A 24,105-nucleotide genomic window follows, 5' to 3' on the forward strand; every position below is an offset into this window, starting at 1 on the left:
AGCTAAATAAAATATTTATTTAGCTCTTTCACACTATACTACATATCATAATTTTATAGCTATTATCTAGTAAGCAGTATATTTGTTGACATTATATTACTTACTATTGCATTTAAATCTATATCAAAATTTTAATATTTAAACTCTAAGAATATATCTTCTATAAATCTCTCAAAATTTTCTCTTTGTGTATGATTGTTTCCATGATATTTTTCTGTTAGTGATAGTACTCTGTTTACTTCCATAGTATTTAGATTCTTCATCAGTTTATAATTCTTTGTATTGTAAAAATGATCTAAAGTTTTGCCTATATAATAAAGCTCTTCACAATGTTTAGTATTTGAGAAACCAGATATTTGCCAATCGCCTTCTTGTTTACCAAAAAAAACTGATTTTGCAAGCCATCCTTTTACTGCTGTACCATCTAATGTGGTATTTGTAAGAACATAATTTATATACTCACTAAATTCCGTAAATTTTCCTTCTTTAACTTTTATGCCAACAATAGGGTACCACAAACCCTTAATCTTATTATTATTAGTTCCTGAGGATCTGTAAAAAGCTAATGTAACTCTTTCTATTCCATAATAAAACTCCATGTCTACATCTATTAATCCAATCATCCTAAATGGCTTTTTAGAATACCTGTTTACCCTAAAGCTATCCTCATATATATTTAATATTCTAATAACATTTTTTATAGCAAGATGCCTCCTTATTTATAAAGTATCATTAATAGACCATATACGCTTGTAATTTAAAGCTCTATGGTCTATTATTTTATCTACAGATTTATTTTTTTATTTTAATAAGGTCTCTCATTATTTCATCAGTATTTTTATATGGTTCTTCTATTCCCATTAATCTTTTTAAGAAAATTAATTCTTTATTATTCAAGTCTAGCTCGTTATACCATGGTTTGTCTTCTAATTCCATACCTTCATCATTATAAGATGAGTAATATAGATGCAACAAGAAATCTGCCATATACCAATAATCTACTTCTTTTTTATATCTCTTATCATCTATATATCTAGCTAGTCCAAAATCAATTAGAACTAAATCTTTTTTTTCATTCATTATTACATTAGAAATTCTAATATCTCTATGAACTATATTTTTCTCTTGAAGAGTTATAATAATATTTAAAATTTTTTCTGCAATATCATATATTTCATCTCTATCAAATTCATATTCGTCAAAATATAGAATTTCATAAAAATCTTTTCCTTCAACAAATTCAATCACATAATATTTCGTATCATCATAGTCAAATTTTTCTATAAATTTAGGAAATCTTTTATCATCTAAAAGTTTCATTATTTCTTCTTCATAAAATAATTTTTCCTTATTCTTTTCAACACTATCTTTTTTTAATTGTTTTATTATATACTTTTCATTCGTATTCTTTTCACATAGATATGCTATTCCATATCTACCTTCTCCTATTATTTTTATAATAGTATAATCCATTATATTTTCGCCTGGTATATGATGTTTGTCTATAATATCCATCCCCTATTGTAATATTTTATATATTATTTATAAACTATTCACTATATGGTCTGCTGTAGGATTGACTTGCACTTGAACCACTTTGAGATACACTAGAACCACTTCCTGATGCACTAGAGCCACTTCCTGATACACTAGATCCGCTAATAGATGCACTTGTTCTTCTTTTACCTTTTTTCTTATAGTATTCATGGCCTCTATCTGATTGATTTTGTAATGAATCCATTATATCATCCCTTCACTATATATTAATAACTAGAAAATTATAGCTATCTATATATTTTATACATTATTAAGTCAATTTGTTACATTAATTTCCATATTTTTGTGATATTATTCAAACTACTATAAAAAAACATCATATTCCAATAAATTTGAATTGTAAAAAATTCGCTTCGCTTGAGCGACGTGTCTGCAAAACACTTTAAGCCACTGCATGGGCGCTCTACTTCATATGGCCAACGGCTTCACCCGTTGCTCAAATAATAAAGTTGGAAATTATACCTTATCCACAGAACAGATAACATATAATTTGCTTACAATTAAAAAACCATACTGATTTTATATCAGTACGGTTTATAAATTTAATAATGGAACTCTATAATTATACATTTTATGCAATAGCCTTGGAAATTTCCTTATTATTCATCAGTAATTTAATCAAAATTGGTATAAATATTAATTGTATTAACATTCCTGGTATAGCTGTAGTTAATCCACCTACTACATACATAATTGGGTTTATTTGTGGAACTAAAGTTAAAGAAACTACAAATGCACCTAATACCGCAAATAATCTACCTACAATCATTGCTATAATAAGAGACAAGTACACTTTATTTGTTTTACTAAATACTAATCCTGAAATTAATCCATACCCACAAAGCTCAAAAGCCATAATTGGCATAACAGGTACTAATGGCGGCATTCCTGTAAAAAAAACACTAAGTATAGGAGTTATTACTCCAACACCTGCAGCATATATTGGTCCCAGAAAGTATCCCGCTATTAATACAGGTATATGCATTGGTAAAAATACAGATCCACCCATACTAAACATATGGAACACCATTGGTAAAATAACTCCACATGCAATAAAAAATCCTGATAATACTAATTTTTTAGTTTTCATAAAATAAATCCCCCTGTTTATTAAGTACAAATATTTTTTAATTTCCACACAAAAATCTAGTTATTTTTTATAATTACATAATACATTTCATTATTTTCAAATGCTTCAACTACATTTAGTCCCGCATTTATAAAAACATTTTTTTGTTCATTAATCTCCATCAATATAGACTCTTGTATTCTTTCATCTGCATTTCCATGTAGATTATTCAAAAACTCCCTACTGTCAGAATGTGCAATCATCAGCATGCCATCTTCTTTTAAATTTCTTTTTACGAGTTTTGAGATGGTTTCTGTTTTGTTTTCTAAATGAGGATACATTGAATACAAAATTATCTTGTCATATTTATCTTCTAAATTTTCTTTTTCAACATTTACTATATCAAAATAAACATTCATCAAGTGATTGAACTTGCTTCTTGCTACATTAATCATTCCTTCTGATATATCAACTCCCCTAATCAATCCCTTTGATACTCTTTCATATATAAATGGTATTAAAACTCCTGTTCCAGTACCTACATCTAAAATTGTATCTTCTTGCTGGATACTTAGCTTGTCCAACAAATAATTAATTTTCCTTTCATCTACTTTTATCATGTTATCCCAATCATTGGCTACAGAATTAAAGAAATCTGTTTGACTCATCTTCTTCCTCCCTTTATTTGCATCAAAAAAGCCATAAAGGTACCTAGAACCTTCATGGCTTTTTTGCAAAATTATTTATTTAACATAATAGTAACTCATTTTTAAATATTTTTCATTAATATTTTTAAATATTTTAATAAGCTAATGCTTCTTCAATTTCACTAAAATCATGACGTATGATTTCAATTAATTTAAACTCTTTATTTTCATACTCATATTTAAATATTGTACAGTTAGGTATCCCTTTTTTCATCATTTCATCTGTGTCTTCAAAGTTTGATAAAAAACACAAAGATGCCAATCCATGAGACACAGCTAAAACTGTATTGTGATCGTCTTTTTCCATTATCTCTGTACAAGTTTTAAGCATTCTTTCTTTGACTTGTGATAAAGATTCTCCCCCATACTTAACAAAGAAATTCTCATAATCTTTTTTGTCCAGAGGCTTTAAGTCTTCACTTTCACCTTCAAATACACCAAAATTCATTTCTTTTAAACCTTTTAATCTAGTATAAGGTATACTTTCATTAGTTGCAATTTCCAAAGTATCACAACATCTTTCCAAAGATGAGCTATAAGCATGATCTATTTCTATATTTTTTAAATACTCTCCTGCTACTTCAGCTTGCTTTCTACCAAGCTCAGTCAACGGTGAGTCACAATGTCCTTGCATTTTTCTTCTTAGGTTAAATAAAGTCTGACCATGTCTCATTAAATAAAATGTTTTTTTCATATTGTACTCCCCCTTATAAATATCATCTCTATAAATATATCATTAAATGCTTTACTAAAATTTAATTTTCATAAAATAAAAAAACTTTCCAAGAATTAATTAATCTTATTTTAAAATTATGAGCTATCTTATACATAAGCTTTTTTCATATTTATCTAAGATAAATATGGCAAAGATATTGTTATATATTTTTAACAATTATTCAATTGACAATATAGTTACTATATCCTTTAAGATTACTATAAGAACTATACAAGCGCTTGTAAATTCACTGATAAAGGATGATAACAATGATGGAAGAATTATTTTCAAAAAAACAAAACTATGTTCAATTTATAAAATATGTTACTCCATCAATAGCTACCATGATATTTTTATCATTTTATACAACTATTGATGGTTTCTTCGTATCAAGATTTGTAAACTCAAATGCCCTTGCTTCTATTAATATCGTTATACCTTTAACTTGTATAGTTTTTGGTATTGCAGTTATGCTTGCTACTGGTTCAGGGGCTTTAGTAGGAATTAAACTTGGTGAAAAAAATGAAGATGATGCCAATGGTTTATTTTCATTTATCAGCTTAACACTACTTGGTATAGGTATAGTATTAACCATTGTATTTTTATTGTTTTTAAAACCCATATTGATTATGCTTGGCGCAACTGATCAGTTATTGCCTTATGCCATTCCTTATGGTTTTGTAACAGTATTAATGACAATACCTATGATGTTTAAATTATACTTTGAATATTATGCTAGAGTAGATGGAAGTCCTAAAATTGCTCTTTTAATGTCTAGCCTTGGATTAGTTTTAAACATAGTATTTAACTCTATATTTATGATTGTATTTGATTTGGGGATTTTAGGTGCTGCTCTTGGAACTTTTGTAGCCATAAGTATATCCGGGTCTATTGGTTTAGCATATTTTCTAAGCAACAAATCCAATCTTAGATTTACAAAGCCAGGAATTAATATAAAAGAATTATTTCATTCCTGCTATAATGGTAGCTCCGAAATGTTTACAGAACTATCTACTGGAATAACTACTTTTTTATTTAACAAAAGTATATTAGTTTTTTATGGAGAAGATGGTGTAGCAGCTCTTTCCATAATAATATATATTTACTATTTCTTTATTGCTGTTTATTTTGGAGTAACTGTGGGAGTAACACCGATAATAAGTTATAATTTTGGTGCAAAAAATTTAGAGAAAATAAAAGAAAGTTTACAGCATAGTTTTAGAACTATTGGCGTAAGTTCAGTTTTAATATTTTTATTTTCCATATCATGTGGCAAGTATATTATAGGATTGTTTACCCAAGACACCTTTGTGTATAATATTGCATCTGATGGTATAAAACTTTTTTCCTTTGGATTTTTGATAATTGGAATTAATGTTTTCATGTCAGGTTACTTTACATCTATTGGTAATGGAACTATTTCAGCTACCATCTCCATACTTCGTTCTTTAGTGTTTGTCTGCGCTACTATTATTATACTTCCTTATTTTATAGGTGTTAATGGTATCTGGCTGGCAGTTCCAATAGCTGAACTTCTTACTGTATTTTTCTCTGTATTATTTTATTTGAAAAAAGGTAGAATTATTTTTAAAGAAAGTCTTTGTGAAAATGCGTAAAAAGAAAAAATCCACGACAAATTTTTGTTGTGGATTTTCTTATTTTGTTAAAGTTCCATCTTATCTTTTTCTATAACTTTTATCTCTATTTTTGTAATATAATCTTTTGCACTAGATGATGTCAAACTATCTAAAATGCAATATTCATATGAATATCCATCTATTTCATAATTGCTATTATTTATCTTCTCTATGATTTTTCTGTAAGTTTGCCCTACTTTTGAATATTCTCCCTTATGATAGCCTATTGCATAAATTCCTTTTTCTTTCACCAATATATTCTTTTCTTTTGATTTTTTGTCAACAGGAGTAAATACATAATCTGCAGTTGTAAACTGCTCCTTCAATAGATTTTTCTTTGGTATCATAACTCCTATTTGGTAGTTGTGCATATACTTTTTATCTGTGGCATTTTTCAAAAGGTTTTTAAGTGCCATATCCGTTTCCAATAATTCATAGGGTGGTTTAACTTTTTCCACTGATAAATAATCTTTTTCAACTTCTTTAAAAACAATAGTATTTATTTCTATGTCTAAATCTTCTATGGTATTTATTTTTTTATCCAGTCTTTTTATTATTCTTTTTATATTAAGTTCCTGCTCTTTAAGTTTTTCTCTTTGCTCTTTTAAAAGTATCAAAGCTTTTTTATTATCTCTATTCTCTAAAAAGCTCTGTATTTCTTTTAATGGAAGGCCTATCTCTTTTAGTATTAATATACTATCTAATAGCTCCAATTGATCTGATGTATAGTATCTATACCCATTATTTTCGTCTACTATTTTGGGCTTGAAAAGGTCTATTTTATCATAAAAAATTAATGTTTGTTTTTGCATACCATAAAGTTTTGCAAACTCTCCCACAGTAAATTTAGCTTCCATAAAAAATACCCCCTCCTTAAAATTTATCATTAATAATATAATAATTTTTTTCAAATTTATCATTGACAATATAGTTACTATATCCTTTAAGATTGTTATTGTCAACTAAGAACAATTACTTATAAATTTATATGGAAAGGATGATGACAATGGAAGAATTATTTTCTAAAAAACAAAACTACTTACAATTTCTAAAATTCGTTGCTCCATCAATAGCAACTATGATATTTTTATCATTTTATACAACTATAGATGGTTTCTTCGTATCAAGATTTGTAAATTCAAATGCCCTCGCTTCTATCAATATAGTTATACCTATAACTTGTGTAGTTTTTGGTGTTTCTGTAATGCTGGCCACTGGTTCAGGTGCTTTGGTTGGAATTAAACTGGGAGAAAAGGATGAGGATGGTGCAAATAAACTATTTTCATTTATAACATTAATGCTATTAATAATTTCACTTTTATTAACAGTAGTATTTGTATTATTTTTAAAACCCATGTTAGTAGGGCTTGGAGCAACTGAGCAATTATTGCCTTATGCCATTCCTTATGGTTTCTTAACTGTTTTAATGACAATACCAATGATGTTTAAATTATATTTTGAGTATTATGCTAGAGTAGATGGAAGTCCAAAAGTAGCTCTTATAATGTCCACACTTGGATTAGTTTTAAATTTAATCTTAGACTTTATGTTTATAGTCATTTTCAAATTAGGAATTTTAGGTGCAGGCCTTGGAACATTTTTATCCATAACTATATCAGCAATCATAGGTTTATTATATTTTTTAAGTAGTAAATCAAACTTGAAATTCACAAAACCAAAAGTTGATATGAAAGCATTTTATAACTCTTGCTACAATGGTAGTTCTGAAATGTTTACTGAATTATCAACTGGTATAACGACTTTCTTATTTAACAAAAGTATATTAGCTTTCCACGGTGAAAATGGTGTGGCAGCCATGTCCATAATAATATATATGTACTACTTCTTTATTGCTGTTTATTTTGGAGTAACCGTTGGAATATCACCTATGATTAGTTTTAACTTTGGTGCAAAAAATATTGAAAAAATAAAAGAAAGCTTAAGACATAGTTTCCTAACTATTGGTGCAAGTTCAGTTTTAATATTTGTATTTTCCATATTTGTTGGAAAGTATATAATAGGAATGTTTACAACAGATATGGAGGTTTATAATATTGCAACTGAAGGTATAAAGTTATTTGCCTTTGGATTTTTAATAATAGGAGTTAATGTTTTTATGTCAGGTTACTTTACATCTATTGGTAACGGAAGTATTTCTGCTCTTATTTCAGTACTTCGTTCTTTAATATTTGTCACTGCTGCTATTGTAATACTACCTAATTTTATAGGAGTTGCTGGAATATGGCTAGCAGTTCCAATAGCTGAACTTCTTACTGTATTTTTCTCTATTTTCTTCTATTTTAGAAATGGTAGAAATATATTTGGTACATTAACTTTAGCAAATGCATAAGTATGTAAAAAACCTTAAGATTTGAAATATAAATCTTAAGGTTTTTATTATAAAATGGCTAGTTCTACTATTCCAGTACTCGTATTTTATAATACTTTTTGTACTAACTTCATATAATAATTGTCATTTTATTTTTTCTCCATATTACTTTCTTGTAATTTTTTCACATTTTCTAATTCTTTTATACAATCATTAGCTTCATTATTGCTTATATATAATAAACAAGAGACATCATCATTTTTTTCACTAATTCTTGTGGTTATTCTCACATGATCCTCCAAAGTTTTAGTTTCAAATTTGTATCTGCAAAAAAACTTCGCAAATTCTACCTCTTTTAATTTCATATATTCTGTTGTATTATAGTATTTGTGTTTTAAATTTAGGAGGACATTATGGAAGATATAACAGTTTCAATAGAAGAGATGATAGATTTTATTTATAATAGATGTGCAGGTAATATATCTAAAGATGATATAGAAATGATTTTAGATTTACAGGAAGATTTTTTAGCTTCAAAAGGTTTAATTGAAGTAGAAGAGGATAAGTTATATTAATTAAAAGTTTAAATATTTTCAACATAAAAAGAGAGCTATTTTAAGAAACTAGCTCTCTTTTTGCATTTAATTATATTTAATATGGCAAGTGCAAAACTGAAGTTAATTCAGGATCACTGAGTAATTGGTCAAAATGACTATGTGCAGAAATGTAGCCAATTCCCCTTCTATCATTTCCTTTATTAATAACCCTGTATTCATTACAAGCATTGACAATAGCGTCATAGTCTTCATAATCTGTTGTCTTATATATGACTCTTTTATCTGCTGGAAGTTTTTTTACATACTTAGGTTTTAGATAAAACATTACGTCTTTTATTTTTCCTGCTTTATATAAGTTATAAATTACTTTTCCATTTTTTCTATGCATGATATGATCATCATATTTGTATGTGTGAGCTATATGAGTCACACTTTTGTACTTTTGCTCAAAATTCAGTGCAACTTCTCTCATAAGCTCAAAATGACTTCCTCTTTTATTGTCCATATCTGCAAGTATTAAAATATTTTCTTTTTTAATGCCCAAATCATAGAGGGCTGCATAGAACTCTTTATTTCTAAGTTTCTCTTTTTCTTCTCTACTTGTATTTTCATAAGTTTTATCTTTAAAAACATTAACTCCACTTCCATCTGAAACTAATACCACAAATACATGATCAGCTCCTAGTATATTTATAGCTCTTCTTAAAGCGCTTCCTCCCCACAGTACCTCATCATCTTGATGTTGAGGATAAAAAACAACATTTTCTTTAAAGGGTCTGTTATATATGCCTATTTCTTTTTCAATAATATTATCTGAATCAGTTTTTTGAACCCAAAATATTAATAAAATTAATCCTATAAAAATGCAAAATAATATCTTTTTGTTTTTACTCATTTATGCTCACTCACTTAATCTAGTCTTATTATAAAATTATTCTATCCATATTAATAATAAGATACTCTTTTTGAGTGTCAATTGTAAAATTAGGTAACGATCTTGCTCAAAAACTATCTTTTTTATGTTTAGGTTATTTTATTTACATATCTTATTAGCTCTTTCAGTAGACAATAACATTACTACTATAAAAATCAACAAAAATCCAGGTAAAATTCCAAACCCACTAAACTTTGATAACATACCAAATAGTGGTGGTACAATTGTACTTCCCACATAAGCTGTAGCCATTTGTATTCCCATAATCTCTTGTGATAAATCTTTACCAAATTTATTTGGAGTTTCATGTAACATGGCTGGATAAATCGGAGCGCATCCCAATCCAATTAATATTAATCCTACTAATTTAAAATTGTTTGAAAAAGGTATCATTAGTAATACTGCTCCCAATAAACAAATCAACTGCCCTACTCTAATCATTTGCTTATTGTTTAACTTCATTGATAAGAAACCTGCTAAAAATCTTCCTACTGTAATTCCCAAATAATAAAGTGACACCCATTTGGCTGCTAATCCTGCTGATAGTCCACTGTTAAATACTAAAAAGGAACTTGCCCATAAGCCTGTTGTTAACTCTATGCCACAGTAACATAAAAATGCTATTAATGTTGGCTTGGCTCCAGGTAACTTCAATAAAGTCTTCACATTTATGGAAGTACTGCCCTTCTTTTCTTCTTCCTTGGAATCCTCAAACTTTCTCCATAATGGTAAAGATAAAAGAAGACATACAACTAATATAGATTGAATAATACCAATAGTCGCATAACCACTTCTCCATCCATTTTCTTTTAATAAATAAAAAGACATAATAAATGGACCAGAAGTAGCCCCTATTCCCCAAAAACAATGAAGCCAGTTCATGTGTTTTGCTTCATAGTGATTTGCTACAAAGTTGTTCAATGCAGAATCTACAGCTCCTGCTCCTAAACCTAAAGGAACGGCAAGTAAACATATCCAAATAAAACTTGGTGCAAAATATACACCGAGTAATCCCATAGCAGTTAAAAATACACTAAAAGTTGTTACCTTCCCTGTGCCAAATTTTTTTATCATCTTACCACTAAAGAAACTTGAAATAATTGTCCCTCCAGTAATAATCATAGTCACCAAACCTGCATAAGATATTGGTACATTTAAATCTTCATAAATCATAGTCCAAGCAGAACCTAGTATCGCATCTGGTAATCCTAAACTAATAAATGCAATATAAATAATTACTAATAATACTGTAAGCATGTAATGCTCCCCCTTACTTTCTATATATCAAAACTTGATCACTATCTTTAATGCTTCTACTATATATTTAAAATGAAATATGCGCAACTAAATTAGCAAAAAACTGCACCCAAAGTAAGGATGCAGTTCTTTCTTAATTTATTAAAATTTCTAATTTGCCACCAATGATTTCTTTATATCTTTAAAATTAAATACTATATTTAAAATTATAGCTGTAATACTAACCATAAATAAACCGTTACTTAAAAGCATTGACAATAAGCTAGGAAATGCATCAAATATATTAGGTACTACAGTAACTCCTACTCCCACAGCCAAACTTATACCAACTATTGTAAAGTTTCCACCTGTAGAGAAATCTACCTTAGATAATATGGATATTCCTGCCGTTAATATTATTCCAAATAAAGATATTGTAGCTCCACCCATTACAGGTTTTGGTACTATAGTTATTAATGCAGCTACTTTAGGGAAAAATCCAATTATTATTAAAAATAATCCTGCCATTTTTATTACATTTCTACTTTTTACATTAGTCAATTCTATAAGACCTACGTTTTCGTTAAACATTGTAGATGGAACTGAACAGAATAATCCAGCAAAAATTTGCCCCATTGCTACTCCTCTTAAACCTTTTATCTTAGTGCTTGAATCAGTATTAGTTTGGCATACTTCATCTAATACAGAAAATACACCTATACACTGAATTAAATTTATTACGCAAAAGATTGTCATCATAAGTATTGCATCTATTCTAAATTTTGGAGCTCCAAATTTAGCAGGGTTTATTATTTCAAACCAACTTGCCTGTGCCACTGGTGTTAAATCAACCATACCTAATGCAAATGCTATTATAGTACCTATTATTATTCCGATTAATAAAGATAATGACCTTACAAGACCTTTTCCATATTGATTTAAACCTATTATAATAATTAATACAAGTCCACCAAGCATAATATTTTCAACAGCTCCAAAATTAGCTGCACCTTCTCCACCAGCCAAGTCTTTAAATGCCACTGGTATTAAACTTATACCTATTAGAGTTACAAATGAGCCTACAACCACATTTGGGAAGAATACTAATATCTTTTCCATAAAGAAAGATATTACAAAAATTAATATTCCAGAACCTATTATTGCCCCAAATAAAGTATTTAAGCCATATTGTCCACCGATTGATATCATAACTCCAAGAGGAGCAAATGATGCCCCCATTACCAGTGGTAGTTTAGAACCTATATTAGCAAATCCAAATGTTTGAATTAATACTGATATTCCACTTGTAAAAAGATTTGCTGATACTAAAAATGCTACTGTTTTATTATCTAAATTTAATGCGCTTCCTAATATTAGTGGCACTGCTATGGATGCAGGGCACATGGTAAGAACATGCTGAAATGCTAATATTAACAATTTCCCTCTAGATACTTTTTCTTCAAATACATCTTTATAACTACAACTAATGACTGACATACATTTCCCCCTATTTTCTCTTTTTATCAATATTTATTAATTATTAATCCCAATACCCCTCATGTACTTTTGCTGCTTCTTCTTCAACTGCTGCTATTGGTCCAACTACTACTATATCTTTTTGTCCTTTAGAAAATACGTCTCTACATGGTAAATCAAAAGTTGGGTTTTGATCGTGACTTCCTGTAAGTTCTAATAATCTTCTTTCTGTCATTCCATATACTACTCTGCCTATGTTTGCCCAATATATTGCTCCAGCACACATTGCACATGGCTCTGCTGTAGTGTATAAAGTACAAGTCCATAAGAATTCTTTGCTATATTCTTTTGATGCTCTTTCTGCAAGTGCTGCCTCTGCATGACCTGTACATCTATGTTCTGTTATTTCAACATTTCCTTGTTCCATTAATATATTTCCATCCGCATCTACTAATAATGCTCCAAAAGGTGTATTTCCACCTTCTCTTGCCATTTTTGATACTTCTATTGCTCTTCTTAAATAAAATTCGTGATTTTTATATTCCATTATAAATTCCCCCGTTGTGATTTTAATTTTTATAGGTAATACGTATTACCTATTTATAAATATATCAGAGAATTTATAACTTTTCAATAGTTTTATTGTAATTTTATGGTAGTTTTTTATTTATCATTCGTTTTAGCGTGAACTATGCTAGCATATGTAGATTTATATTACGCATTTAGTAATTATAAATAAAAAGAGAAGTGTATTTAAAAATATCTTTTAACTTATTTTTAAATACACTTCTATAAAATTCACATTTAAAATATTTTTGTAAGTCATCTCACATTATAACTTACTATCCTAAATTATTAACAATACATGCTTTCATAAGTTTTTTTAATTCTACTTAGAGCTTCATTTAATGTTTCTTTAGGACATCCTATATTAAGACGAATAAATCCTTCTCCATCTTTTACAAAGTAACTTCCAACTACCATAGTTAAGTTTGCATTTTTGAAAAATTCTTTAGATTCTTCTTCGTCCTTAAACACTTCTCTTACGTCTATCCATGCTAAGAAAGAAGAATCTGACTTCATAACTTTTGCCTTTGGCATGTATTTTTCAAAGAAATCATAAACTGTTTCAAAGTTGCTTTCTACATAGCTAGTCATCTCATCTAACCATTCTTCACTTTCATTGTATGCTGCAATAATTGCTGGAACTGCAAATACATTTGGAGAAGTTATAGAGTTACTTTTTAATCTTTCTAATAAAGTTTCTCTAACTTTAGCATCTCTTATTACTACATAAGATGTTTTTAATCCACCTAAGTTAAACCCTTTGTTAGGAGATACACATAATATACTATTTTTATAAATTTCTGGATGAGCATTCCATAAAGATACAAATGTTTTACCTTTAAATACTACATCTCTATGTATTTCATCACTTACTAAAAGTACATTATACTTCAAGCATAATTCTGACACTTGATATAATTCTTCTTTTGTCCATATACGTCCTGATGGGTTTTGTGGACTACAGAATATAAATACTTTTATATTACCAGACTTCATTTGATTTTCCATATCTTCAAAATCAAGATAATATCTATTATTTTCTAGTTTTAATGGGCTACAGCATAACTTTCTATTATTATTTACTACAGCTTCTGCAAATGGATCATAAGCAGGTGTGTTTATTAATACACCTTCCCCTTCTTTAGTATACGCTTGGACTATATAGTGAAGAGTTGAAACCGTACCAAAAGTCAACTTTATCCATTCTTTTTCTATATGAACATCAAATCTTCTTTTATTCCAGTTTATAACTGCTTCATAGAAGTCATCTCCTATAAAAGTGTAGCTATAATCTCCTACAGATGCTCTTTTTGTTATTGCTTCTTTTATAGCTGGAGCACATTCAAAATCAATATCAGCTAAATCCATAGGAATTGCATTTTCATCTAATCCAAACTTTTCTTTGATTACAGTATTGCTCCATTTTCTACAATTACCTTCTTTACGATTTAGTACTTTGTCAAAATTATATTTCATAGCTTTACTCTCCTAATATTATAAAGTCCTTAGATGTCTTATTAAGTGAAACACCCTTTCCATCTATTATAACAATATCGTCTTCTATTCTAACTCCTCCTACATCTGGAATATAAATCCCTGGCTCACAAGACATTACCATGCCTTCTGCTAAAATATCATCACTTCTTTTGTTTAGTGTTGGTACTTCTCCATCACCAAGACCCATTCCATGACCTAGTCCGTGATTAAAATAGTCCCCAAATCCATGATCTTGTATAATTTGTCTAGCAACTTTATCAACATCGCTAGCTTTCACACCTTCTTTTATGGACTCTATTGACGATAGTTGTGCTTTTAGAACTATATCATATATTTCTCTAATGATTTTAGGTGGTTCACCTATAGATATTGTTCGAGTCATATCAGATTGATACCCTTGATAAACTACCCCAAAATCTATTGTTATTGCTTCATTTTTCTTTAATTTTTTATTTGTAGGTCTTCCGTGAGGCATTGCCCCTCTTGCACCAGATGCTATTATTGGCTCAAATGCCATTCCACTTGCACCTTTTTTAAGTGCATAATATTGAAGCAGAGCTGAAACCTCTAGCTCAGTCATACCTTCTTTTATTTCAGATATAACTTGGCTAAAGACTTCATCTGTGATTTCGCAAGCTTTTTTTATAAGCTCTATTTCCTCTTTAGATTTTACAGCTCTTACTTTACCTAATTCATTAGTTATTAAACTAATATCAAAACCTGCCTTTTCTAGCGATATATACTCTTGTATACTCATGGCTTGGCTTTCTATTGCTATGTTTTTTATATTCAGTTCTTCTAATAATTCAATTATATTTGGTATATAAGATCCCTGAGATACAACCCTTTTTATAAATCCAGATGTTTTTTTATCTGCCTCGTCAGTATACCTACCATCTAGAATTTGATATTTTTTTTCTTTTGTAATAAGTACATAAACACCGCTTCCTGTTAATGCGCCTATATATCGTTTGTTATTTTTTCCCTTTATTATGAGAGCGTCAACATCTCTTTCTTTAATTAAATCTCTTATTTTTTCTACTCTATTATCCATAAAATATTAGAAATCTAGCCCTAAGTCCCCTAATAGATCTTCTTCTTCTTTAGAGAATATATTTTTAGCTGTATTTTTAGCTTCTTCTTTTTCTTTAGCTTCTTGTTGACGTTCCATTATCTTGAAGAATGGCAAGTATAGTGCTACTGCTAATACCAATTGTAAAGCGTTAACTACTATAGAGCGCCAGTCTCCATTAGTTAAGAATCCTTCTAGAAATACCCCTACGTATGGAGGGTCAAATACTGGTTTTGCTAACCATCCCCAATTCATAAGGAACATTGGTAATGTACCTATTATAGCTCCACCAAATACATGTGGTATAAACATCATTGGGTTTAATATTATTGGAGCACCGAATAATATTGGTTCATTTATTCCAAATAATGCTGGGAATAATGACACTTTACCAATTTTTTTGTACGTTTTATTTTTAGATAAGATACATGCAATTACGCAACCTATACTTATACCACAACCTGTAAATCCGAAGAATGCACTTGAAACTCCTGCTGTATAGAAGTGAGGTATTGGTTGTCCTGCTTGCATTGCTGCTATATTTTCTGCTATAAATGTAACCATTATAGGTCTAGTTATAGGACTAAATACTGATGAATGTATTCCAAAGAAGAATACTGTACATATTGCAAAGTTAAGTGCAAGAACTGCCCATGGATTATCCATACTTCCTACTAATGGAGCTAGGAATTGAGTAAGTATTTGTGGAGGTAATTCTCCAAATATAGCTAATGAAGCAAAACGAGCTGCTATAAAAGTACCACAAACTATAATAGTAGTTGGTATTAATTCAAAAGATTTAGATACAAAGTCAGGAACACCTTCTGGCATTCTGATTGTAAGATTTTTCTTCTTACATAAGTTATATAACTCTACAGATCCAAGACCAGCTATCATACCTGTAAATAAACCTTTAGCACCTAAGTTTCCTAATTCTAATGCACCATCTGGTGTAAAAGTTGCTACTAAGAATAAGAATGAGAACGTTGCAAGTGTAACACAACCTGGTATATATAATTTATAATGATTACCTAAGTTATATGCAATACACATACATGCATATAAACCTATTAATCCTATAGAAAGGCTTACTGGTAAATCTAGAACTGCTGCATTATTTAATATAAATTGACTTACTGGATTACTTTCCCCAAGCATATTTGGAAGTGCTGGAAGTATTGCAAATATACTTCCTAATATTGTAAACGGTGTCATGGCAACCATTCCAGCCTTTATAGCCCCAAGGTGACGTTGGTTGTCAACCTTGTGAGCTAGAGGCATAAATACACGATTCATAAACGCTTCAAATTTTGCAAACATATTTATTTCCCCCTTTTATCTTAATATTTTTATTGTCCTTGAGCTAATTGATGCTTTTTATGAGTTACTAAAGCTAACTTCATAACTGTAGCTCCATCCATTTTTCCATAAACATCTTTGTCTATTACTACGAATGGCTTATTTCTTGGCTTACATATTGATTCTATAAAGTCAATCTTATGAGATACTTGTGGTCCAACCATAACTATATCCCAATTATCTATTTCACTTTCTAATGAATCTGCTGGTATAGCTGTAAAATCGAATTCATTTTCATCAAGTTTAGCACTTTCTTTTACAACCTTCTTCATATTTTGCATTAGCATGTTTGTAGAAAATCCACCTGCACAACATAATAATATTTTCATAATAATTCCTCCTAAAATTTGTTTTTAAAAATTTATTTTAATTTTTTATTTGAAAAATTAATACTTCACAAAAGTAATTTATTTATATATTACTTATCAAAAACTTCTATTAAAGCTTCTATTAAATCTTTTGCTAATTGAGAAGTCATATAATGATCTTGAGCATGAACCATTAAAAGACTCATAGCTGGACTTTCAACCTCTTCACTTATGTCTTGAGTTATTAACTGTGTTTGTATATTATGTGCTTCAACATCTATTTTACGAGCTTCAGCTATTAATGCTCTTGCTCCGTCAAAATCATTTTGTTTTACTTTCTTTAAAGCTTCGAAAACTTTCGCTTTACTTTCACCTGCTGTTGATATAAGCTCCATTATTTGCATTTCTGTTGACATTTTCTTATTCTCCTTTTTGCTTTACATAAAATTTATTATATTTTTATATTTTTTTTCATCAAAATTTAAGATTAACTGTGTATATAGCTCTATAATAGCTTCTAGATCCTTATTACTTACTATAGAGAATGCACAGTGCCCATATCTAACTGGTACACAAGTTACTGCACAAGGTTTTCCCTCATTTACAAGGTGTGCCTCTCCTCCATCAGTACCACCTGACTCAAACATATCATGTTGAAGTGATATATTGTTTTTCTCAGCAGTTTCTATTATGTAATTTATCATTTCTTTATTTGGCACTAGAGTTCTATCTCTATGCATTAACATTACACCTTTATCAATTTGTTTTTGATTTGTATAATCTCTTACAAATTCATTTTTAGCACATGCTACGTCTATTACAAATACCACATCAGGATTCATTAACTGAGTTGCAGTTCTTCCACCTCTTATCCCAACCTCTTCACTACTTGTAGCTGCGAAATGAATATTACAATTTATATCTTTTTTATCTAATCTTTTTAGGACTTCTCCCATTACAAAGCATCCTATTCTATCATCAAATGCTTTACCTACTAATCTATTTTGTAAAGTAAATTCTTCAAATTCAGTTGTATATGTTACCATATCCCCAACTTTGATACCTAAGTTGTATACTTCTTCTGCCGTATATGCTCCAACATCTGCATATATCTTCTCAGCTTTACCATCATTATATGTCCCATTTATGATAGCTGGAATTTTTCTTCCATCACTTGTTGTGATTCTAACTTTTTGTGTAAATTGTGCAAGAGGTTTTACTCCTCCTATTGTTATCAAATGAATCATACCAAGGTTATCTATGTTTCTTACCATAAATCCAACTTCATCCATATGAGCACAAATCATTATATTTGGTGCTTTTTTATCTTTTATTTTTGAGAAAATTATACTTCCTAGTCCATCGCATACTATTTCATCGCTATGATCTTTTAACTCTTCTAATAGAACTTTTCTTACTTCTCCCTCATTCGATGCGATTCCATCTGCTTCAGATAAATTTTTTAAGAAATCTATATTCATGTCTAACCCCCTATGTAGATTTTTAATTTATATATAAACTCTTCATAAGATTGTGATCTATTTAACATATCTACTATGTCCTTATTTGTCATAACCTTAGTTAAGTATTTAGATATTTGTTTATGAAGTTCTAAGTCTCCCTTTATTAAGGAAATCATAAAAATTATTTTTGGTTTTTTATCTTCATGACTAATATCACAGTGTAACAAAGCTACTGATATAATATTTTTATTTCCTGTCATTTCAATCGGGTGAGGTATTGCTACTCCATTTGTATAAATAGTACTTAAACAAGATTCCCTCTCCCATACGTCTTTAGGATAACTTGGTGAACAAGCCCCTGAATCAACTATATCTTGTGACATATTATAAAGTATATCTTTATAATCAGCTTTTTCTTTTATACATCTAAAATGTTCTTTGCTAAACAAACTTAATATATATTGCTTAGGATTTGATGTACTTCCTATACAATCTGCAAATCTTACACTTTCTTTAATGTTTAAATAGTCTAATTCATCCAAGATTTCGTTTATAAGTATAACTGGAGCATTTATTTTAAATTCTAGATTTGTTATTGAAAAAATCAAATCTGGCGAAAAACCTACTACTTCTTTTTCTGCTAACAAAGAGAAATTCCTTATTTCAGCATTAGGGAAAATTTCATTCATTCTTAATTTTATTAAATATGCACTTCCTCCACCTGATGAGCATATTATTGCTATTTTATATTTTTTATTAAAATTAGCTTCTTCTCGTTTTTCAAATGGCACAGCTATATGAGTAGCTATGAAACCTATCTCATCTTGACTTATCTTTATCTGATATTCACTTTCTATAAGTTTTGAAAGTTGAATAGCCAAATTAAAAACTGTTGGATACTGTTGACTTATTTTAATCGAAAATGGATTTGTTATGTTATGCTCTCTTTTTGCACGCTCTATTAAAGATGCAATATGTAAATAAAGCAAATTAAAAAATTCTTTATCTTCTGAAAAACTAGTATTATATTTTTTATCTACATCTTTAAAAAATTCACATATTATATATTGAAGTTTACTTGTTTCAATATTCACTACGCCAATCTTTTTATTTTTGGTCTTCACCTTTATGAGTTGTTTTAAGTAATCGATTTCCTCATTGGCAACATAATACTTTTTCTCATTAAATATGTTATCTAACAAATCATTTATCATTAAATTTTCTGCATCTTCTTCTAGCTTATTGATATTTTCCACTTCTCTCAAACTAGACTTTATGTATACAATTACAGTATGGGCTAATATTTCTTCAAGTTCCATTAAGTTTATTTCCAAGTCATGTTCATTAAGTACATTTTTTATTGTATTTCTAATATTGTCTAATTTAGAATCATCAATAAATTTATTTTTATATTCTGTTATATTTCTATTTTTTTTAGAATAACTTTCTACTAACATTTTTTGGACTGACTTAACAGATCCCCCTATTTTAATCCCATAATGAGCCTTACGCTCCAACTCCAAACCTGTGTCTCCTAGCTTTTCATCTATCTTTTTTAAATCATTTTTTATTTGAGATGAACTTACTAAGAATTTATTGCTTAACTTTTCTATAGTTTTATAACCCTCGTTTACTAAAAGTTCTACTATTATGGATTCTACACGTTGTTCTGGATTCTCAATCAAGTATGAGGGTAGGTTTTTAAGGTAATGATCAAACTTTTCTTCATCTTTAATATTTAAAACATATCCTAGTTTAGTTTTGTATTCTAATTTAAAACCATTACGTTCGTCTATACTTTCTATATTCTTAATCTCATTTCTAATGGTTCTAGTAGATACCCCTAGCTTATTTGCGAAATGATCTAAATTTAAATAGTCACTACTATTTCTTAGTTCTTCAAGAATAATTCGTTCTCTCATATACCCACCTCCCTCTTTTTTGTCGTATTCTTATGATATTATTATAAACTATAACATTTTATTGCAAAAGTCGACTTTTTTCCATATTCATAGTGAAATTTATGTCTCAATATATTTCCATCATAAAATTTCTCTTTTTGCTTTATTTTACATTTTGATTATATACATAATATTCTCACAATAAAAGCTGATATTTTTCATCGTTTTTATGAAAAAACTATACCATTATCTTTATATAATAATATATGACTTGTTTTTTATGCTTTATCTATAGATCCACATACAGCAATTTTTTCTTTTACAAATTCTTTTACTGATTGACGTCCAGCCACTCCATATTTCTTTGGATCTATAACTTCAGGATCTTCTTTTAAAACTTTTTTAACCCCATTACTATATGCAATTCTTAATTCAGTTGCATAGTTAACTTTACTAATACCTCTTCTTATACTTTCTTTTATAATTTCATCAGGTATACCTGATCCTCCATGTAATACTAGTGGTATTGAGACTACCTTTTTAATTTCTGATAATCTATCTAAGTCTATTTTAGGCTCACCTTTATATAAACCGTGTGCTGTTCCTATAGCTATAGCTAATGAAGAAACTCCAGTTTTTTCGACAAACTCTTTTGCTTCTTGCGGATCTGTATGAGCACTCCCTTCTCCACTATCTAAGTCATCTTCCTTTCCACCAACTTTTCCAAGCTCTGCTTCTACTGGTACAAGAGATGGTTTACAAGCATCTACTACTGATTTAGATAAAGATATATTGTTTTCAAAACTTTCATGAGATCCATCTATCATTATTGATGTATATCCTGTTCTTAAAGCTTGCATTGCAAGCTCAAAACTTGAACCATGATCTAAATGCATTGCTACAGGTACTTTTGCTCTTTCTGCTGCAACTTTTGCATTTGCTAAATAGTAGTCAAGTCCTGCATATTTTACAGTAGATGGAGTAGTTTGTAATATAACTGGAGAGTTTAATTCCTCAGCAGCTTCTATAACAGCCATTACCATTTCTAAATTTTCTACATTAAAAGCTCCTACTGCATAATTTCCTTCTTGCGCTTTTTTAAACATTTCTGTTGTTGTTACTAATGACATATCGATTCCTCCCAAATTTATTTAAATATTACACTTCTACTTCCTACTTATCATACTCATGTATAATTACACCTTTTACTACTCTGTTTACTGTCCCTGTTGGTGATGGTGTATCTGGTTTATTGTTAACTTTTACTGATGTAAATAAAGATATAGTTTGCCCAAACAATATGTATGGGAATGCAAGATATACATCTGGTAATTCATTGTACTTATTTTCAAATCCAAATGTTTTTCCAGAGAAGTTATTTTCATTTTCTACTAATATTGCACAAGTAAGCTTTGCAATTTTATCTCCATTTATTTCCTCTAAAACATCTATATCATACTTCCTTGTATATTCATTATTAGATACAAATACAAATATAAGTGTATTTTCATCTATAAATGATTTTGGACCATGTCTGAATCCCATTGCTGAATCATATCCCGTAGCTATTTTCCCTGCTGTAAGTTCTAATAATTTTAACTGTGCTTCTTGTGTTAAGCCTCCTAGACCTCCTGACCCTAAATATACTACTCTATTAAAATCTTTATTTATTAATTCATGTATTTCATCTTTTCTATCTATTACGTTTCTTCCCATTTCTATTATTGCATCTATATATGCTTTTTCTATATCGCTGTCTAAGTTATCAAATATTAATATTGCTGATAACATCATACAAGTGAAGCTTCCTGTCATCGCAAAACCTTGATCATTTGATTTTGATGGCATCAATAATAAATAGTTATGTTCATCATTTTTAGTCATTTGAGCAAGCTTTCCTTCTGGAGCACAAGTTATTGCTAAATGATAAAAATCATCTACAATTTGTCTTCCTAAATTAAGTGCCGCTATACTTTCAGGACTATTTCCACTTCTTGCAAAAGAAACTAATAATGTTGGTACATCTTCTTTTAAATAATCATATGGATTAGAAACTATATCTGTAGTAGGTATTGATTCTATAATGCATTTTTTCATGTCATTTTTCTTCTTAAGGTAAGGAATTACTGAATTTCCTACATAAGCTGATGTTCCAGCACCTGTAAATATAACTCTAAATTGTCCATGTTTCTTTCCTATATTTTCTATAAAGTTATTTAAATTTTCTTTATTAGCTTTATATATTTCATATGCTTGTGCCCATAACTCAGGTTGTTGTTTTATTTCTGTTGTTGTTATTATTGCACCCAAATCTTTTAATTCTTGTTCTTCTAATTTAAACATTTCTCTTTTCCCCTTTTATATTTTAATTTAATCCTGGTAATGAGGTTATAACCACTTTTTCTGAAAAAAATAAAAAGAATATACATCATGGTCTGACTGCTTTCTTTTCATATTCAAGTTTATTTTATTTTTTAGTAAAAATTTATATTCTCTCAAGTGATAGTTACCACTTAATCGAATATAAATTATTTTTATTTTTTGTCACCACTAAAATATTTTATTGTATTAACTTAATTTTGTTACTTTAACTAAATCTTTGTATTTTTCAACTTCTTCTAAACTTACAAAACCGGTTTCTATATTAAGAGCATTACTTATACCACAAGCATTTGAAAGTTTAAGTAATTCTTCTATTTCATAACCTCTTAAAATACCTACACTAAATCCAGCTATTGTACTATCTCCACTACCTACAGTGTTCACAGCTTCTATTTTTGGTACCTTTGCTTCATATACTTCTTCTGCATTTAAGTAAATCATTCCATCTTTTCCCAAAGATATACATACATTTTCAGCTCCCATTTCAATAAGCTTTTTGCCTGCACTTATAACTTCATCTCTTGACTCAATATCTATGTTTAGTAATTGTTTTATTTCATCTGTGTTAGGTTTTATTAAATATGGCTTTGATTTTAATGCTACTTTTAATGCTTCTCCTGATGTATCCAATATGAATTTAACATTATTTTCTCTACATAGATTACCTATTTTCTCATAATAATCTAATGGTATGTTTTGACAATAACTACCTGAAGCCACTAGTATTTTAGTACTTTTCATTACTTCTTTTATATCATTTTCAAATTTTTCTAAATCACCATCTTCTAATATTGGTCCTTTTTCTAAAAATTCTGTACTTACCTTATCATCTGTAATTATATTTAAACAATTTCTAGTCTCTTGATTTATTTTTGTAAATTTATTTTTTATATCTAATTTTCTAAGTTCTTCTTTTATAAATTCTCCATTATATCCACCTAAAAATCCCATAGCTAAAGGTTCTTCTTGTAAAATTTTACATACTTTAGTTACATTTATACCCTTACCTCCAGCAGTTGCTTTTGCACTTACTACTCTTTGAACTTCACCTATATTCATACTACTTACTCTATACATTCTGTCTATAGATGGATTGAATGTTATTGTTGTTATCATACTTAATTCTCCCTTCACTAATTAATATTTTCCCTTTAGATAATAATAAATTAATATATAAAATCTAATAAATAACATTTTAACCAAGTGGTTATTACCACCTTGAATGTAACTCATTTTTTTTATTTTGTCAATACTATATACTTTTAGTATAAATTAATAGTATGGCATACTAAGTAATCCCTGTATTTTACTCATTGACATAAATAGTTATTTATTTTAT

General features: G+C 28.9%; 25 protein-coding genes. 3 read left to right on the top strand and 22 right to left on the bottom strand.

Annotation, left to right across the window (positions count from 1 at the left end; translation table 11 throughout):
• Nucleotides 1–131: 131 nt before the first annotated feature.
• From NSA58_RS01035 to NSA58_RS01060, 6 genes are all read right to left on the bottom strand, one after another.
• Complete coding sequence (locus NSA58_RS01035) at nucleotides 132–623, bottom strand: hypothetical protein (RefSeq protein ID WP_242842680.1); 492 nt, start codon at nucleotides 621–623, stop codon at nucleotides 132–134.
• 169 nt (nucleotides 624–792) lie between these two features.
• Nucleotides 793–1,515 carry a protein kinase domain-containing protein gene (locus NSA58_RS01040; protein ID WP_277613691.1) on the bottom strand — a complete coding sequence of 241 codons (723 nt, stop codon included), beginning with the start codon at nucleotides 1,513–1,515 and terminating at the stop codon, nucleotides 793–795.
• Nucleotides 1,516–1,549: 34 nt separating this feature from the next.
• Nucleotides 1,550–1,741, bottom strand: coding sequence for a hypothetical protein (locus NSA58_RS01045; RefSeq protein ID WP_039678349.1), 192 nt, complete (start codon nucleotides 1,739–1,741; stop codon nucleotides 1,550–1,552).
• Between the two features lie 387 nt (nucleotides 1,742–2,128).
• On the bottom strand, nucleotides 2,129–2,647 hold the full coding sequence (locus tag NSA58_RS01050) for an ECF transporter S component (protein ID WP_074429252.1): 519 nt from the start codon (nucleotides 2,645–2,647) through the stop codon (nucleotides 2,129–2,131).
• A 56-nt stretch (nucleotides 2,648–2,703) separates the two neighbouring features.
• Complete coding sequence (locus tag NSA58_RS01055) at nucleotides 2,704–3,294, bottom strand: class I SAM-dependent methyltransferase (protein WP_039678347.1); 591 nt, start codon at nucleotides 3,292–3,294, stop codon at nucleotides 2,704–2,706.
• A gap of 133 nt (nucleotides 3,295–3,427) precedes the next feature.
• Nucleotides 3,428–4,027: a histidine phosphatase family protein gene (locus tag NSA58_RS01060; RefSeq protein WP_039678346.1), complete on the bottom strand. Its 600-nt coding sequence runs from the start codon at nucleotides 4,025–4,027 to the stop codon at nucleotides 3,428–3,430.
• 290 nt (nucleotides 4,028–4,317) lie between these two features.
• On the opposite strand from NSA58_RS01060, the gene NSA58_RS01065 reads away from it, so the two are divergent.
• Entirely contained in the window at nucleotides 4,318–5,664 is a 1,347-nt protein-coding gene (locus tag NSA58_RS01065; protein ID WP_257559981.1) for an MATE family efflux transporter, read from the top strand.
• Nucleotides 5,665–5,711: 47 nt separating this feature from the next.
• Here the strand turns inward: NSA58_RS01065 and NSA58_RS01070 are convergent, their stop codons facing one another.
• Nucleotides 5,712–6,542 carry a MerR family transcriptional regulator gene (locus NSA58_RS01070; RefSeq protein ID WP_257559982.1) on the bottom strand — a complete coding sequence of 277 codons (831 nt, stop codon included), beginning with the start codon at nucleotides 6,540–6,542 and terminating at the stop codon, nucleotides 5,712–5,714.
• A 149-nt stretch (nucleotides 6,543–6,691) separates the two neighbouring features.
• Here NSA58_RS01070 and NSA58_RS01075 point away from each other — a divergent pair, with 149 nt between their 5' ends.
• Nucleotides 6,692–8,035: an MATE family efflux transporter gene (locus NSA58_RS01075; RefSeq protein ID WP_074079081.1), complete on the top strand. Its 1,344-nt coding sequence runs from the start codon at nucleotides 6,692–6,694 to the stop codon at nucleotides 8,033–8,035.
• A gap of 128 nt (nucleotides 8,036–8,163) precedes the next feature.
• Here NSA58_RS01075 and NSA58_RS01080 read toward each other — a convergent pair whose 3' ends face one another.
• Nucleotides 8,164–8,304 carry a hypothetical protein gene (locus tag NSA58_RS01080; protein WP_257559983.1) on the bottom strand — a complete coding sequence of 47 codons (141 nt, stop codon included), beginning with the start codon at nucleotides 8,302–8,304 and terminating at the stop codon, nucleotides 8,164–8,166.
• Between the two features lie 123 nt (nucleotides 8,305–8,427).
• On the opposite strand from NSA58_RS01080, the gene NSA58_RS01085 reads away from it, so the two are divergent.
• Complete coding sequence (locus NSA58_RS01085) at nucleotides 8,428–8,589, top strand: hypothetical protein (protein ID WP_200886373.1); 162 nt, start codon at nucleotides 8,428–8,430, stop codon at nucleotides 8,587–8,589.
• 76 nt (nucleotides 8,590–8,665) lie between these two features.
• On the opposite strand, the gene NSA58_RS01090 is transcribed toward NSA58_RS01085, so the two are convergent.
• The 14 genes from NSA58_RS01090 to pfkB form a co-directional block, all read right to left on the bottom strand.
• Nucleotides 8,666–9,466 (bottom strand): PIG-L family deacetylase, encoded by an 801-nt coding sequence (locus tag NSA58_RS01090; RefSeq protein WP_039678343.1) that lies wholly within the window; start codon nucleotides 9,464–9,466, stop codon nucleotides 8,666–8,668.
• Between the two features lie 138 nt (nucleotides 9,467–9,604).
• Complete coding sequence (locus tag NSA58_RS01095) at nucleotides 9,605–10,762, bottom strand: MFS transporter (protein ID WP_039678342.1); 1,158 nt, start codon at nucleotides 10,760–10,762, stop codon at nucleotides 9,605–9,607.
• Nucleotides 10,763–10,912: 150 nt separating this feature from the next.
• Nucleotides 10,913–12,238, bottom strand: coding sequence for a uracil-xanthine permease family protein (locus NSA58_RS01100; RefSeq protein ID WP_074429253.1), 1,326 nt, complete (start codon nucleotides 12,236–12,238; stop codon nucleotides 10,913–10,915).
• A gap of 43 nt (nucleotides 12,239–12,281) precedes the next feature.
• Nucleotides 12,282–12,764, bottom strand: coding sequence for a nucleoside deaminase (locus NSA58_RS01105; protein WP_074079074.1), 483 nt, complete (start codon nucleotides 12,762–12,764; stop codon nucleotides 12,282–12,284).
• Between the two features lie 308 nt (nucleotides 12,765–13,072).
• Nucleotides 13,073–14,260, bottom strand: coding sequence for a MalY/PatB family protein (locus NSA58_RS01110; protein WP_039678339.1), 1,188 nt, complete (start codon nucleotides 14,258–14,260; stop codon nucleotides 13,073–13,075).
• A gap of 4 nt (nucleotides 14,261–14,264) precedes the next feature.
• Nucleotides 14,265–15,335 (bottom strand): M24 family metallopeptidase, encoded by a 1,071-nt coding sequence (locus NSA58_RS01115; protein ID WP_039678338.1) that lies wholly within the window; start codon nucleotides 15,333–15,335, stop codon nucleotides 14,265–14,267.
• Between the two features lie 6 nt (nucleotides 15,336–15,341).
• Complete coding sequence (locus tag NSA58_RS01120) at nucleotides 15,342–16,673, bottom strand: PTS sugar transporter subunit IIC (RefSeq protein WP_039678337.1); 1,332 nt, start codon at nucleotides 16,671–16,673, stop codon at nucleotides 15,342–15,344.
• 29 nt (nucleotides 16,674–16,702) lie between these two features.
• Nucleotides 16,703–17,041, bottom strand: coding sequence for a PTS sugar transporter subunit IIB (locus NSA58_RS01125; protein WP_039678336.1), 339 nt, complete (start codon nucleotides 17,039–17,041; stop codon nucleotides 16,703–16,705).
• A gap of 89 nt (nucleotides 17,042–17,130) precedes the next feature.
• Nucleotides 17,131–17,436, bottom strand: a complete 306-nt coding sequence (locus NSA58_RS01130; protein WP_039678335.1) for a PTS lactose/cellobiose transporter subunit IIA — start codon at nucleotides 17,434–17,436, stop codon at nucleotides 17,131–17,133.
• Between the two features lie 21 nt (nucleotides 17,437–17,457).
• Nucleotides 17,458–18,501 carry an aminopeptidase gene (gene ypdE, locus NSA58_RS01135; RefSeq protein ID WP_074429254.1) on the bottom strand — a complete coding sequence of 348 codons (1,044 nt, stop codon included), beginning with the start codon at nucleotides 18,499–18,501 and terminating at the stop codon, nucleotides 17,458–17,460.
• 2 nt (nucleotides 18,502–18,503) lie between these two features.
• The gene (locus NSA58_RS01140; RefSeq protein WP_039678333.1) at nucleotides 18,504–20,405 is read right to left on the bottom strand and encodes a BglG family transcription antiterminator; all 1,902 of its coding nucleotides are present in this window, start codon (nucleotides 20,403–20,405) and stop codon (nucleotides 18,504–18,506) included.
• A gap of 257 nt (nucleotides 20,406–20,662) precedes the next feature.
• The gene (gene gatY, locus NSA58_RS01145; RefSeq protein WP_074429255.1) at nucleotides 20,663–21,514 is read right to left on the bottom strand and encodes a tagatose-bisphosphate aldolase subunit GatY; all 852 of its coding nucleotides are present in this window, start codon (nucleotides 21,512–21,514) and stop codon (nucleotides 20,663–20,665) included.
• Nucleotides 21,515–21,557: 43 nt separating this feature from the next.
• The gene (locus NSA58_RS01150; RefSeq protein ID WP_039678331.1) at nucleotides 21,558–22,727 is read right to left on the bottom strand and encodes an SIS domain-containing protein; all 1,170 of its coding nucleotides are present in this window, start codon (nucleotides 22,725–22,727) and stop codon (nucleotides 21,558–21,560) included.
• A gap of 225 nt (nucleotides 22,728–22,952) precedes the next feature.
• Nucleotides 22,953–23,882, bottom strand: a complete 930-nt coding sequence (pfkB, locus tag NSA58_RS01155; RefSeq protein ID WP_074079069.1) for a 1-phosphofructokinase — start codon at nucleotides 23,880–23,882, stop codon at nucleotides 22,953–22,955.
• Nucleotides 23,883–24,105: the final 223 nt, after the last annotated feature.

Origin of the sequence: Terrisporobacter muris (genome assembly GCF_024621905.1) — a bacterium.
GTDB lineage: Bacteria > Bacillota > Clostridia > Peptostreptococcales > Peptostreptococcaceae > Terrisporobacter > Terrisporobacter muris.

Excerpts from the sequence above, each read along its gene's own strand:
- NSA58_RS01035 (WP_242842680.1), bottom strand. The coding sequence starts at position 623 with ATGATTGGATTAATAGATGTAGACATGGAGTTTTATTATGGAATAGAA.
- NSA58_RS01040 (WP_277613691.1), bottom strand. The coding sequence starts at position 1,515 with ATGGATATTATAGACAAACATCATATACCAGGCGAAAATATAATGGAT.
- NSA58_RS01045 (WP_039678349.1), bottom strand. The coding sequence starts at position 1,741 with ATGGATTCATTACAAAATCAATCAGATAGAGGCCATGAATACTATAAG.
- NSA58_RS01050 (WP_074429252.1), bottom strand. The coding sequence starts at position 2,647 with ATGAAAACTAAAAAATTAGTATTATCAGGATTTTTTATTGCATGTGGA.
- NSA58_RS01055 (WP_039678347.1), bottom strand. The coding sequence starts at position 3,294 with ATGAGTCAAACAGATTTCTTTAATTCTGTAGCCAATGATTGGGATAAC.
- NSA58_RS01060 (WP_039678346.1), bottom strand. The coding sequence starts at position 4,027 with ATGAAAAAAACATTTTATTTAATGAGACATGGTCAGACTTTATTTAAC.
- NSA58_RS01065 (WP_257559981.1), top strand. The coding sequence starts at position 4,318 with ATGATGGAAGAATTATTTTCAAAAAAACAAAACTATGTTCAATTTATA.
- NSA58_RS01070 (WP_257559982.1), bottom strand. The coding sequence starts at position 6,542 with ATGGAAGCTAAATTTACTGTGGGAGAGTTTGCAAAACTTTATGGTATG.
- NSA58_RS01075 (WP_074079081.1), top strand. The coding sequence starts at position 6,692 with ATGGAAGAATTATTTTCTAAAAAACAAAACTACTTACAATTTCTAAAA.
- NSA58_RS01085 (WP_200886373.1), top strand. The coding sequence starts at position 8,428 with ATGGAAGATATAACAGTTTCAATAGAAGAGATGATAGATTTTATTTAT.
- NSA58_RS01090 (WP_039678343.1), bottom strand. The coding sequence starts at position 9,466 with ATGAGTAAAAACAAAAAGATATTATTTTGCATTTTTATAGGATTAATT.
- NSA58_RS01095 (WP_039678342.1), bottom strand. The coding sequence starts at position 10,762 with ATGCTTACAGTATTATTAGTAATTATTTATATTGCATTTATTAGTTTA.
- NSA58_RS01100 (WP_074429253.1), bottom strand. The coding sequence starts at position 12,238 with ATGTCAGTCATTAGTTGTAGTTATAAAGATGTATTTGAAGAAAAAGTA.
- NSA58_RS01105 (WP_074079074.1), bottom strand. The coding sequence starts at position 12,764 with ATGGAATATAAAAATCACGAATTTTATTTAAGAAGAGCAATAGAAGTA.
- NSA58_RS01110 (WP_039678339.1), bottom strand. The coding sequence starts at position 14,260 with ATGAAATATAATTTTGACAAAGTACTAAATCGTAAAGAAGGTAATTGT.
- NSA58_RS01115 (WP_039678338.1), bottom strand. The coding sequence starts at position 15,335 with ATGGATAATAGAGTAGAAAAAATAAGAGATTTAATTAAAGAAAGAGAT.
- NSA58_RS01120 (WP_039678337.1), bottom strand. The coding sequence starts at position 16,673 with ATGTTTGCAAAATTTGAAGCGTTTATGAATCGTGTATTTATGCCTCTA.
- NSA58_RS01125 (WP_039678336.1), bottom strand. The coding sequence starts at position 17,041 with ATGAAAATATTATTATGTTGTGCAGGTGGATTTTCTACAAACATGCTA.
- NSA58_RS01130 (WP_039678335.1), bottom strand. The coding sequence starts at position 17,436 with ATGTCAACAGAAATGCAAATAATGGAGCTTATATCAACAGCAGGTGAA.
- ypdE (WP_074429254.1), bottom strand. The coding sequence starts at position 18,501 with ATGAATATAGATTTCTTAAAAAATTTATCTGAAGCAGATGGAATCGCA.
- NSA58_RS01140 (WP_039678333.1), bottom strand. The coding sequence starts at position 20,405 with ATGAGAGAACGAATTATTCTTGAAGAACTAAGAAATAGTAGTGACTAT.
- gatY (WP_074429255.1), bottom strand. The coding sequence starts at position 21,514 with ATGTCATTAGTAACAACAACAGAAATGTTTAAAAAAGCGCAAGAAGGA.
- NSA58_RS01150 (WP_039678331.1), bottom strand. The coding sequence starts at position 22,727 with ATGTTTAAATTAGAAGAACAAGAATTAAAAGATTTGGGTGCAATAATA.
- pfkB (WP_074079069.1), bottom strand. The coding sequence starts at position 23,882 with ATGATAACAACAATAACATTCAATCCATCTATAGACAGAATGTATAGA.